Genomic DNA, 12,813 nt, shown 5'->3' on the forward strand with positions numbered 1-12,813 from the left:
TTTTGTGAGCATAATATTAAAACAGTATGGTTCTAAACTACATTTGGATTGCTTTCTTTCTTATCGCATTCGTTGTCGCACTGGGTAAACTGATCTTTGCAGGCGATACAGTGGTATTTACCGATATCATTAATGCCACATTCGATTCAGCCAAAAGTGGATTTGAAATATCATTAGGCTTAACAGGTATCTTGTCGCTTTGGCTAGGCATTATGAAGATCGGTGAAAAGGGAGGGGTGATTCAGTCGTTTGCCCGGTTGGCTGCTCCGGTGTTCAGCAAACTCTTTCCCGATATCCCCAAAGGCCATCCGGCAACAGGTTCTATCTTTATGAACTTCTCCGCCAACTTGCTGGGACTGGATAATGCTGCGACTCCGATGGGATTAAAAGCGATGCAGCAATTACAGGAATTCAACACGGACAAGGAATCAGCCAGCAACCCGATGATCATGTTCTTATGTATCAATGCCTCCGGACTGACACTGATCCCTATCACGATCATGATGTACAGGGCACAGCTGGGAGCGGCCAATCCATCGGATGTATTTCTGCCGATCATGTTGGCGACATTTACTTCTACATTGATAGCTATCCTGGCTGTTTGTATTAAACAGCGTATCAATATCCTTCAGAAAAACCTGCTGTTATTCTTCGGAGGAGTAGCAGCTTTTATCGGAGGGCTCGTTTGGTTATTCAACTCGCTGGAGCAGGAACAGGTATCGCTTTATTCGACAGTCTTCGCCAATACGTTGTTGTTTACCATTATCTGCGGATTCATCGTAAGCGGCGTACGCAAAAAGATCAATGTCTACGACACTTTTATCGAAGGGGCCAAAGAGGGCTTCAAGACAGCCATAACAATCATTCCATACCTGATAGCGGTACTGGTAGCCATCGGTGTATTCCGTGCATCGGGTGCAATGGATTTTGTGATAGGAGGTATCCGGACAGGAGTAGAGGCGGTAGGGCTGAATGCCGATTTTGTCGGCGGGTTGCCAACCATACTGATGAAGCCGTTGAGTGGTAGCGGTGCCCGTGGCATGATGCTGGATGCGATGCGAACATATGGAGCAGATTCGTTTGTCGGACGCCTTTCGTCGATCGTACAGGGTTCTGCCGATACTACTTTTTATGTGGTGGCCCTTTATTATGGCAGTGTAGGAATCCGTAACACACGGTACACGGTACAGTGTTCTTTACTGGCTGACCTGGCGGGGGCTATTGCAGCAATAGCACTCACTTATTTATTCTTTGCCCAGTAAATTCCGTATTATCAAAATGTCACTACTATACCGGGTAAATCGGATTACTAGTGCAGGTAATTGGAATTAGTATACCGGGTAATATTTTTTAACAAATCATTCTGATAAAGAAACAAGATTAATAATAGCATTATGGCAATATCATTTTACGCGGAAGACATCGAACTTCCGGCTATCAAAAAGAGAGCTGTCAGCAGCTGGATCAAAGCGGTGACAGAAACATACGGGAAAAAGACAGGGGATATCAGCTATATCTTTTGTTCCGACGAAAAGATCCTGGAGGTAAACCGCCAGTATCTGCAACACGATTATTACACCGATATCATCACATTCGATTACACCAGCGGCAACAAAATATCAGGTGACCTCTTCATCAGCCTGGATACAGTGAAAACAAATTCAGAAAAGTTCGAAACACCTTACAACGAAGAATTGCACCGCACGATCATCCACGGAATTCTTCATCTATGCGGCATCAACGACAAAGGCCCGGGGGAGAGGGAGATCATGGAAGAAAACGAAAATAAGGCTTTGGCTATTTTGCCGGAGGAATGCCGGGAGGGGTGATCCCGGCATTATTACAATGCCGCAGAAAACTTTCTGACACTAGCGAGTCTTTCTAAGAATGTCTTATCTGACTTTACCTTTTGCATATTGTACTCAGCCTGCATTTTAAGCAGAGGATCAGCATCAAGACCAAGAGCAGCTTCAAATAAAAGCGCATATTCTGCAGAAATAGGGCGTTTACCGTTTAATATTTCATTAAGTAATGTCGGAGAAACTCCCATCTGCTCAGCAAGTCTTTTTTGAGAGATATTACGATATTCAATTTCATCTTTTATTATACTACCCGGATGTATCGGCTCAGATGGAGTCAGATTATTAGCTATCATGTTGGAATCAATTCCTTTCAATGTTATCATTACTACTATTCATTTATAATGGTTTGACAAATCAAGTATATTACAAACAATCACAATTGGTTCTTCAGAAGATTCATTCACCGTAAATTCTATCCGGTATTTGTTGTTCACCCTTATAGACGAAATACCTTTTTTATCACCTTTCAGTATTTCATAATTCAATGAATTGTATTTTACTAAAGAGTTAATATCCGGTACACTTTTCATCAATTGTATACATCTTTGATAGCGCTTTACAATGTCAGGTTGATATCGATGATTTTTATCTTCCGCTCTACCTATCTCGTACAGTTCCCGCAAATATGTTTCTTCAAATGTAACAACCATATTGTCCTCGTATAATATGCAAATATAGTACTTTTATACTGATTCACAAAAAAGTGAATTTCATTTCTTTGTTATCGGAACAGTTAAGATAAACCAATCCTGATACTCACCCGTAACTGCCATTTACTCATTTCCCGCCCAAACAGGAGTCTTTCTCTCTACATTTGGTCTGTAATCTAATTTTTCATCTTAAATTTACAGATATGAAAGTAAGGCTCTTATTTTTATTCGTATGTCTGGCATGGAACGGATGGGCGGAATCATTCACTCCTTATAGTCGCGATTCTCTTAAAAAAGGGGATTGGTTCACTTTTGAGTGTGTTCATTATTATCCTTATGTGGCGCCGGGAATCCAGGAAGAGATTCCCTGGAGGGCAGAGAATATCCGAAGGGTCATTGTCCGGGCAACAGTGACAGATAGATCAGATAAATCCATTTCTATCGATTATACGCTGGATAACCTGTATGATTGTCACAATGATAAAGAGAAACAGGGATTTTATTATTTCGACAATCGTTACCAGCAGGATTTCGGTTTTAAAGACAGTACCTCTGACAAACAGATTCTACATGTCACATACGATCGGAAGAGTGGAAAAGCACTCACTTTCGACAGAACGAACTCACTCTACTCCTATTCGAAAACGTATATTCCTTTCGGAGTAAGACAAGAGGGATTATCAGCCAATACGGATGTATCTGTTCAGGATTCTTTAAATCTGGACAAGCTTGTCACCTCGACAGCCAACGATCTTCTGACCGGATGGAGTGAGGGCCTACCTAACTTTCCGACACCGAATACACGAATTATCGAAGCCTCCTTCCCTCTTCCTCCAAATACGGAATTTACCTGCTGCAATTTAGATCTCGACACATCCGGAGATTCAACCGTTCATAAAAAAATATTTATCCCCTACCCGACAGAATACAAAGTCGGAGCACAAAAAACGCTACTACTAACTCCCGGAGATTCCATTGTTCAGGACAAAAAACTATATATAGATACACATCGCATCCGTTACGAAGGACGAGGAAACGAGCAAAACAACTTCCAATATGGCTATCGACGGTTCGCCAATCTCTATGAGTCTGACATATATGCTTTTAACCTCAGCCAACCCGACCAGCTGGAAAAAGCCTTCCAGTCCCGTAATGCTCTTTTTCAAACTGTCTTAGAGAAAGATTTTGGAAAGATGGATCCCTATTGGCGAAAGGTATTCGAACGCTCGGAACAGTATCTCAAAGGAGCTATTATCCTACAACGCTATATGTATTACACCGACAAAGAGGCCTGGCATAAAAGCGGTTTGCTCAACTGGCAAGCCCCCCACTTTGCATCGGTCAATCCACTTATCGATTATGCATACAACCTGAAAAAACCGGATGCTGCAAATTATGACTATTTTCTGTATGAGTATACTATCTATAAAAAACAGGAACTCAAGTCGGATAATCTGCGTCTAAACAAACAGAAAGAATTAACCCCACAGGAAGACTATCTATTAACTAAACAAATCCTTTCCGGTTATCCAAAATATCAAGTAAACAAAGTTAATCTAAAGGCTTTAATGGGTGAAAAAATGCTATCCGAATTAGAAGCGGATTACAACGATTTTATCAGTTCCTGCCCGGATACCAGCCTGACAAACGATCTAAAAAAGACATACAACAAGCTGTTACCTTTTGAAGCCGGAAAGAATATTAAAGAAACCAGTCTGATTATAACCGACAGCCTGCACCTGGCGAAAGGAAACGACCGGAAATACATCCTGTTACAACTATTGACATGGGATGGTCTTCCCGCCAATATTCTCCAAAACGCACTCGACTTGAAACAGCGTATTGAAGCGGAAGGACTAACTTCCACCATACAACTCGAACTATACTCAAATTTCTCCTCTCATAATGCGGAGAAGGTAAAGCCATACAAAGCTATACCCAGCCAGCAAGCACAAGATTTAAAGTCTAAGGGTATCTACCCACTCACCATTCTGATGCGCGAAGACGGAACTATTCTCTATCGGAGACTTTGGGATTTTGACATAGACACAATCATTGATTTAGTAAAAAAAGACCTGAGCAGAGAAGACAAATCCTTCAACGATTTCATAAAAGGATTCAAAGAAGGTGTCATAGGTGCGCTTTTACTCGCTGCGATCATCGGTCTTATTTACTATTTCCGAACCAAAAACAAACAAAAGCAGGAGCTTAACCGCCGCCGTATCCGTGAACTCGAACTCCGTGCGATCCGTTCCCAGATGAATCCGCATTTCATCTTTAACGCACTCAGTTCGATCCAGAATCTGATCAATCGCTCCGCCAATCAGGAGGCGAATAAGTATCTGATCGACTTCTCCCGCTTACTGCGGAAGGTACTGGCCACATCCGAAAAGAAGCTTGTTCCCCTCTCCGACGAAATCGAACAGCTACAGTTATATTTGAAACTCGAACAACTTCGTTTCCCCTTCTCCTACTCCCTGACAGTAGACGAAAACATCCAGCCGGATACGATCGAGATACCGGGAATGCTGATACAACCTTTCGTTGAAAATGCAGTTAAACACGGAATCGCCCCGCGTGGTACCGGAGAGATTACAATTCGATTATCTTTGCAAAACCAGTTGTTGATAATCGACATTACCGACGATGGCCCCGGACTGAAAACAAAAGAGAACGGAGGTTTCGGTATCCGTGCCGTCACCAACGAGTTCGAAATATTAAAGACTTTGTACAATACGGAAATCGGTGTTACAATCGAAAACAGGCAGGAAAAAGAAGTCGTCTCCGGTTGCCATGTCCGGTTATCCATTCCTTTATAACACAAAATATGAATACGAAAATAACCGCAACAATTGTAGATGACGAGCAAGGTAACCGAGAGAACCTGCTCCGTATGATCGGGACCTATTGCCCGCAGATCAGTATATCGGCCATCTGCAGTTCCGTTACGGAAGCTCGTACCGTCCTACCCGAAGCAAAACCGGATATCCTCTTTTTGGATATCCGGCTGGGTGACGATACCGGTTTTTCCCTTCTGGAAAGTCTTCCGGATATTCCTTTCGAGGTGATCTTTGTAACCGCCTACGACAGCTATGCGATCCAGGCAATCCGTTTCAGTGCACTCGACTATCTATTGAAACCGATCGACCCGGAAGAGCTAACACATGCCGTAGACAAAGCCATCCAGGTAGTCTTGCGAAAACAGGAAAACAAACGGATGCAGAACCTCCTGCAGAACACACGGGCGATAGACAAACAAAAGAAAATAGCACTGTCTGTCGCCGATAAGATAGAGTTTGTAGAGATCGGCTCCATCATCCGTTGCGAATCGGAGAGCAACTATACGACTTTCTATCTAAAGACAGGTGAGAAACTGGTTGTCTCCAAAACATTAAAAGAATTCGACGAGCTATTAACCCCTTATCATTTCCTGCGCGTACACCAATCGCATCTGATCAACCTGGATGAGATCAAAAGTTTCATCAAAAGCGACGGAGGATATATCCGCATGAAAGACGGATCATCCATCCCTATCTCCCGGCAACGGCGAAACTACGTGATGGATGTTTTAAAGGAATTATAACCGAAACCTTTAACGAAACAAAGCATAAGCAAAATATCCTTTGGGATGATGACTAAAAGGCGGAGTATGACTATCTTTGCAGAAGAAACAAAGATAATTACGACAATGACTTTCAATTACGATGTGATCGTGGTAGGTGCCGGTCATGCAGGCTGTGAAGCCGCAGCAGCTGCCGCCAACCTGGGTTCGAAAACGCTTCTTATCACAATGGACATGAACAAGATTGCACAGATGAGTTGCAATCCGGCCGTAGGCGGTATCGCCAAAGGACAGATCGTTCGTGAGATTGATGCACTGGGAGGGTATATGGGTATTGTTACAGACCGTACCGCTATTCAGTTCCGTATGTTGAACCGGAGTAAAGGACCTGCTATGTGGAGTCCGCGCTCACAAAGCGACCGTGCCCGTTTTATAGATTGCTGGCGGGGAATACTGGAAAATCTTCCCAATTTATACATGTGGCAGGATACCGTCCGCGAAATCCTCCTGGATGGTGATACCGTTTGCGGCGTTAAGACGAATATGAATGTAGAATTCCGTGCGAAAAGCGTCGTTCTGACCAACGGCACTTTCCTGAACGGTCTGATGCATATCGGACGGACGCAAATACGCGGCGGACGCATCTCCGAACCGGCAGCCACCGGATTGACGGAACAGCTGATTTCATTAGGCATCAAATCGGAACGGATGAAGACCGGAACCCCGGTTCGTATTGACGGAAGAAGCGTACATTTCGATGAAATGGGCGAACAGCCGGGAGAGAACGATTTCCATAAGTTCTCCTATCTCGATATCCAGCCGCGTCCGTTGAAACAGCTCAGTTGCTGGACGACTTTCACCAACGAAGCCTGTCACGATATTTTGCGCGAAGGTCTCCCCGACTCTCCGTTATACAACGGACAGATCCAGAGTATCGGACCGCGTTACTGCCCGAGCATTGAAACGAAGATTGTCACGTTTGCCGACAAGAACCAGCACCAGCTGTTCTTAGAGCCCGAAGGTGAGACGACACAGGAGTATTACCTGAACGGTTTCTCCTCTTCTCTCCCACTCGACATTCAGCTACGTGCCCTACAAGCTATTCCGGCATTCAGGGATATCCATATCTACCGTCCGGGATATGCCATCGAATACGACTTCTTCGATCCGACGCAGTTACATCATAATCTGGAAACAAAACGAATCCGCAACCTGTTCTTTGCCGGACAGATCAACGGAACCACGGGATACGAAGAGGCAGGCGGACAAGGTCTCATGGCTGGTATCAATGCTCACATCAATTGCCACGGCGGAGAACCATTCATCCTGGGACGCGACGAAGCCTATATCGGCGTGCTGATCGACGACCTCGTGACGAAAGGTGTAGACGAACCTTACCGTATGTTCACCTCCCGTGCCGAATACCGCATCCTGCTCCGGCAAGACGATGCCGATATGCGACTGACGGAAAAATCCTATCAGCTAGGTTTAGCCAAACAGGATCGTTACGAGCTGCTCACCGAAAAGAAAGAGCAACGGGATGCAATCATCCGTTTTGCAGAGAATTACTCGGTAAAGCCGCAATACATAAACAGCGGATTGGAAAACCTGGGGACAACCCCACTCTCTCACGGTTGCAAACTAATCGACCTGATTCCCCGCCCTCAGGTTACACTGGAGAATATTGCCGAACTCGTTCCGGCCTTCCGTACAGAGTTGGATAAAGTATCCGTTGCACGAAGGGAAGAGATTATCGAAGCGGCAGAGATACTGATTAAATACAGCGGTTATATCCGTCGCGAACAAATCATCGCAGACAAAATAAACCGCCTCGAAAATATCCATATCAAAGGCAAGTTCGATTACAATTCGATCCAGTCTTTATCGACAGAGGCACGGCAGAAACTAACACGAATAGACCCGGACACGATTGCCCAGGCAAGCCGTATTCCAGGCATCTCCCCGAGCGACATCAACATCCTGCTGGTACTGCTCGGAAGATAAAACGCGAATTGTTCCACGTGAAACATTTACTTTAGGTAAAAGAAGGTAAAACACTGGGAATAGGACAGAAAGAGTAAAACAAAATGAGTGCGGAAACTGAGAAACATATTAAAATGATCCTTTCGATCCTGCCGGACAAGCCTGGTTGCTACCAGTACTTCGACGAGAAAGGAACCATCATTTATGTAGGCAAAGCGAAGAACCTGAAGCGTCGTGTATCCTCCTATTTCAACAAGGAACACGACAACAACAAGACGCGTGTATTGGTAAAGCAAATTCGCGACATCAAATACATTGTCGTAAACACAGAAGAAGACGCCCTCCTACTCGAAAATAATCTGATCAAACAGTACCGCCCTCGCTACAATGTATTGCTGAAGGATGACAAGACCTATCCTTCCATCACGGTCAAAAACGAATATTTTCCGCGCGTATTCCAAACCCGGAATATAGTAAAAGACGGTTCGCAGTACTACGGTCCCTATCCGTCTGTATATACAGCCAAGGTCATGTTGCAGATGTTGAAAGAACTTTATCCGTTGCGCACCTGCAAATATCCGCTGACACCCGAATCGATTGCAGCCGGAAAATACGATGTTTGCCTGGAATACCATATCAAACGTTGCAAAGGACCTTGTGTCGGATTGCAATCACAGGAAGAATATCAGAAAAACATTTCCGAGATAAAGGAGATACTTCGCGGAAATATTTCACAGATCAGCAAGCACCTGTATGAAGAGATGCAGGCTTTGGCTGCCGAGCTAAAATTTGAAGAAGCGCAGAAAGTAAAAGAAAAGTACGAAGTGATCGAGAACTACCGTTCCAAATCGACAGTTGTTACTCCTTTGTTACATAATATAGATGTATTCTCTTTTGCAGAAAACGAGAAGTCCGCCTATATTAATTTCATGCATATCGGTAACGGAGCCATCGTTCAGGCTTATACATTCGAATACAAGAAACGTTTGGATGAAACGAAAGAGGAACTGCTTAGCCTGGGCATCGTAGAGATGCGTGACCGGTTTAAAAGTACGGCACGCGAGATCATCATTCCCTTTGAAGTGGAGATGGAACTGGGGAATGTTTCTTTCACGGTGCCGCAACGCGGAGATAAAAAGAAACTGCTGGAGCTTTCGGAAATGAATGTAAAGCAATTCAAGGTAGACCGTTTGAAACAGGCAGAAAAACTCAATCCGGAGCAACGGAGCACACGTATCCTGAAAGAAGTACAGGACGCTTTACACCTCCCCAAATTACCGATACACATCGAATGTTTCGATAACTCGAATATACAGGGTAGCGATGCCGTTGCCGGTTGTGTTGTCTTCAAAATGGCGAAACCATCGAAGAAAGACTACCGCAAATACATCATAAAAACAGTAGTCGGTCCCGACGATTACGCCTCCATGAAAGAGGTGGTACGACGCCGTTACCAGCGGGCGATTAACGAAGATTCTCCCCTGCCCGACCTGATACTGACTGACGGTGGAAAGGGGCAAATGGAAGTGGTCCGCGAAGTGATCCAGGACGAGCTCCATCTGGACATACCAATAGCCGGTCTGGCTAAAGACGGAAAGCACCGGACTTCGGAATTGCTTTTCGGCTTCCCTCCTGTCACGGTAGGTATGCCGATACAAAGCCAGATGTTCCGCTTCTTCACCCAGATACAGGACGAAGTGCATCGCTTTGCCATCACGTTCCACAAAGACAAACGAAGTAAAAGCCAGACGCGTTCCGAACTGGACACCATCAAAGGGATCGGGGATAAAACAAAAGTATTACTTTTACGCCAGTACAAGAGCGTAAAAAGAATCCGGGAAGCCAGCTTTGAAGAATTGAAAGAATTGATCGGTGAAGCGAAAACAAAAGCATTAATAAATGGTTTAAAGTAATTAGATAGAATGAGAACAGTTATACAACGTGTACAGCATTGCTCCGTCACAATCGACGGAGAACTCAAATCCCGGATAGGGAACGGAATGCTGGTATTGGTCGGTATCGAAGACCGCGATACACAGGAAGACATCGAGTGGTTGTGCAAGAAGATTGCCAACCTGCGCATATTCGACGATGAAAACGGCGTTATGAACCGTTCTGTGATCGAATCGGGAGGCGAGGTAATGGTGGTCAGCCAGTTCACCCTCCATGCCTCTACAAAGAAAGGAAACCGCCCTTCTTACATCAAGGCATCCAAACCCGACTTTGCCATTCCGATGTACCAAACGTTCTGTGACGAGATGGGACTGCAAATAGGCAAGCCCGTAGCCACCGGCGAATTTGGGGCAGACATGAAGATCGAATTGTTGAACGATGGGCCGGTCACGATCCTGATCGACTCGCAAAACAAAGAATAAGATGGCAGATATTACCCTGCAACAGGCCCAGGAGAAAGTGGACCAATGGATCAAAACATACGGTGTCCGTTACTTCAACGAACTGACGAATATGACGATCCTGACCGAAGAAGTAGGTGAACTGGCGCGTATCATGGCACGTACCTACGGTGAACAATCGTTCAAAGAAAGCGATAAAAACCGCGATTTAGGCGATGAAATGGCGGATGTACTATGGGTATTGATCTGCCTGGCAAACCAGACCAGCGTAGACCTGACAGCAGCCTTCGAAAAGAACCTGCAGAAGAAGACCAGCCGGGATAAAGAAAGACATATAAACAATAAAAAATTAGATGTATGACACACGAACACAATTGCAGTTGCGGTCACGAACATGATCATGAACACCATCACGATCACGAACATGAGCACATGGACAAATACCATGAAGCGTTCGCTAAATTCGATCCCGCCGGAACGGAAGAGATAGTAGGGAAACACGTTGCTTCGATCCTTGACAAGCATGAAAAGGAGAACTTCACTCCCGACGTTCTGAAGCAAATCCACGGATTCATCGACCTGACCTCGCTGACCAGCATCGATACAAAGGAAAGTATATGGAAGCTGGTAGACCGCGTAAATGATTTCGAGGGCACTCGTCCCGACGTACCGAATGTCGCAGCGATCTGTACCTATCCCCTCTTTGTGGAAACGGTCAAGCAAGCATTGGCCGCACAGGACGTAAAGATAGCTTCGGTAGCCGGAGGATTCCCTTCTTCTCAGACATTCACGGAAGTGAAAATAGCAGAAACAGCCATGGCTATCATGTCGGGAGCCGACGAAATAGACGTGGTTATGAATCTCGGATACTTCCTGGAAGAAAATTACGATGAATTGGCAGAAGAGATACAGGAGATCAAAGACAGTTGTCGCGAAGGCAAGCTGAAAGTCATTCTGGAAACCGGTGCCCTGCTAACTCCGGAGAATATCCAAAAAGCTGCCATCCTTGCCCTATATTCGGGTGCTGATTTCATTAAAACATCGACAGGAAAGGGTTATCCCGGTGCAACCCTGGAAGCCGTTTATACGATGTGTAAAGTGCTCAAAAAGTACCATTCCATCACAGGTAAACAGATCGGCATTAAAGTATCCGGTGGCGTTCGCACAGCAGAAGATGCCGTTAAGTACTACACGATCGTTAAAGAAGTACTGGGGAATGACTGGCTGAACAAGAATTTGTTCCGTATCGGCGCCAGCAGCCTGGTAGAAGATATTGAACACCGATTGGGAAAATAAGGGTAAAGTTATAACCTAAAAAAGGGACGCAGATTGCGCAATCTGCGTCCCCTATCTAATATACAATCTATTTCTGTCGTTCCATAATATAATCAGCCAGTGCAAGCAATCCCTCGCGGGCATCCGATTCCGGAAACTCCATAAGCACTTTCACTGCCTTATCATGAAACTCTTTCATTCGCGATTCGGCATATTCGATACCTCCATTCGCCTTGGCAAACTCGATCAAAGCATCAATATTTGCAGCAGAGAAATCTTTATCGTGAATCATTTTAAGGAAAGAAGCCACTTCCTCTCTCCTGCCCTGCTCCAGCGCATGCAACAGAGGCAAGGTCACTTTCCCTTCCCGTATGTCATTGCCGGTAGGCTTTCCGATATTCATTTCCTTATAATAATCGAAAATATCATCCTTGATCTGAAAACAGTATCCCAGGTACTCACCGAACTTGCGGCATTTACGCACCAGCTCCGGTGAAGCGTCTGCCGATATAGCACCGATCTCCGTACAGGAAGAAAGCAGAGTAGCCGTCTTTTTCTTAATCACCTGCATATAGCAAGCCTCGTCGAGAATACTTTCCTCGGCTGTCTCCAACTGTTTGATCTCGCCTTCCGACAGGTCGCGTCCCAGGTTGGATACGATATTTATGATTTGCAGATTACCCGTCTGGATAGAACGGATCAATGCGGTAGAAAGGACATAATCTCCCACCAGAACGGATATACGATTATCGAAAATAGCATTCAGGGAAGGGACTCCCCGGCGTTCTTTCGTTTCATCTATTACATCGTCATGTATCAGGGTAGCCGTATGCAACAATTCGAGAAAAACAGCCGAATTGATCGTATGATCGGTTACTTTTCCACAAGCTTTTGCTGTGAGCAATACCAGTAACGGACGAACATGCTTACCGCTGGCATGCAAGATCTGGTCGATAGCCGATTGCAGCCGATGCGTCTCGCTACGAAGCGAATCCGCAAACTCATCGTTAAAGCGTTTAAACTCTTCCGCAACCGGTTGTTCTATTTTCTTTCTGTCATTCATAATGTTTCAAAGATTCGCAAAAGTAACAAAAAGTATTGAGTAAGCGAGTTTTTTCGTACATTTA

Annotated in this window: 12 protein-coding genes; 9 read left to right on the forward strand and 3 right to left on the reverse strand. The window is 44.9% G+C overall.

Features of this window, described 5'->3' with window-relative positions; translation table 11 throughout:
- Positions 1-26 precede the first annotated feature (26 nt).
- Both DXD68_RS12980 and ybeY read left to right on the forward strand, forming a co-directional pair.
- A complete protein-coding gene (locus DXD68_RS12980; RefSeq protein WP_075559693.1) occupies positions 27-1,262 on the forward strand; it encodes a nucleoside recognition domain-containing protein in 1,236 nt (411 codons plus the stop codon).
- Between the two features lie 132 nt (positions 1,263-1,394).
- The gene (gene ybeY, locus DXD68_RS12985; protein WP_122361988.1) at positions 1,395-1,829 is read left to right on the forward strand and encodes an rRNA maturation RNase YbeY; all 435 of its coding nucleotides are present in this window, start codon (positions 1,395-1,397) and stop codon (positions 1,827-1,829) included.
- A gap of 11 nt (positions 1,830-1,840) precedes the next feature.
- Here the strand turns inward: ybeY and DXD68_RS12990 are convergent, their stop codons facing one another.
- Together DXD68_RS12990 and DXD68_RS12995 are read right to left on the reverse strand one after the other, a co-directional pair.
- A complete protein-coding gene (locus tag DXD68_RS12990; RefSeq protein WP_122361989.1) occupies positions 1,841-2,185 on the reverse strand; it encodes a HigA family addiction module antitoxin in 345 nt (114 codons plus the stop codon).
- Between the two features lie 9 nt (positions 2,186-2,194).
- Positions 2,195-2,512, reverse strand: coding sequence for a type II toxin-antitoxin system RelE/ParE family toxin (locus DXD68_RS12995; protein ID WP_122361990.1), 318 nt, complete (start codon positions 2,510-2,512; stop codon positions 2,195-2,197).
- Between the two features lie 203 nt (positions 2,513-2,715).
- Between DXD68_RS12995 and DXD68_RS13000 the strand changes: the two genes are divergently transcribed.
- The 7 genes from DXD68_RS13000 to deoC all read left to right on the forward strand — a co-directional run bounded on the left by DXD68_RS13000 (position 2,716) and on the right by deoC (position 11,707).
- A complete protein-coding gene (locus tag DXD68_RS13000) occupies positions 2,716-5,331 on the forward strand; it encodes a sensor histidine kinase (protein WP_122361991.1) in 2,616 nt (871 codons plus the stop codon).
- 8 nt (positions 5,332-5,339) lie between these two features.
- On the forward strand, positions 5,340-6,095 hold the full coding sequence (locus tag DXD68_RS13005) for a LytR/AlgR family response regulator transcription factor (RefSeq protein WP_122361992.1): 756 nt from the start codon (positions 5,340-5,342) through the stop codon (positions 6,093-6,095).
- 105 nt (positions 6,096-6,200) lie between these two features.
- A complete protein-coding gene (gene mnmG / locus DXD68_RS13010) occupies positions 6,201-8,078 on the forward strand; it encodes a tRNA uridine-5-carboxymethylaminomethyl(34) synthesis enzyme MnmG (RefSeq protein ID WP_122362078.1) in 1,878 nt (625 codons plus the stop codon).
- A gap of 83 nt (positions 8,079-8,161) precedes the next feature.
- Positions 8,162-9,970 carry an excinuclease ABC subunit UvrC gene (gene uvrC / locus DXD68_RS13015; protein ID WP_122361993.1) on the forward strand — a complete coding sequence of 603 codons (1,809 nt, stop codon included), beginning with the start codon at positions 8,162-8,164 and terminating at the stop codon, positions 9,968-9,970.
- A 9-nt stretch (positions 9,971-9,979) separates the two neighbouring features.
- The gene (gene dtd / locus DXD68_RS13020; RefSeq protein ID WP_122361994.1) at positions 9,980-10,432 is read left to right on the forward strand and encodes a D-aminoacyl-tRNA deacylase; all 453 of its coding nucleotides are present in this window, start codon (positions 9,980-9,982) and stop codon (positions 10,430-10,432) included.
- Between the two features lies 1 nt (position 10,433).
- Positions 10,434-10,772, forward strand: coding sequence for a nucleotide pyrophosphohydrolase (locus tag DXD68_RS13025; RefSeq protein WP_122361995.1), 339 nt, complete (start codon positions 10,434-10,436; stop codon positions 10,770-10,772).
- On the forward strand, positions 10,769-11,707 hold the full coding sequence (gene deoC, locus DXD68_RS13030) for a deoxyribose-phosphate aldolase (RefSeq protein ID WP_122361996.1): 939 nt from the start codon (positions 10,769-10,771) through the stop codon (positions 11,705-11,707). The genes DXD68_RS13025 and deoC overlap by 4 nt, the downstream gene beginning before the upstream one ends.
- Positions 11,708-11,774: 67 nt before the next feature.
- Here deoC and DXD68_RS13035 read toward each other — a convergent pair whose 3' ends face one another.
- Positions 11,775-12,749, reverse strand: coding sequence for a polyprenyl synthetase family protein (locus DXD68_RS13035; RefSeq protein ID WP_122361997.1), 975 nt, complete (start codon positions 12,747-12,749; stop codon positions 11,775-11,777).
- Positions 12,750-12,813: the final 64 nt, after the last annotated feature.

It is taken from the genome of Parabacteroides sp. TM07-1AC, assembly GCF_003480915.1.
Lineage (GTDB): Bacteria > Bacteroidota > Bacteroidia > Bacteroidales > Tannerellaceae > Parabacteroides > Parabacteroides chongii.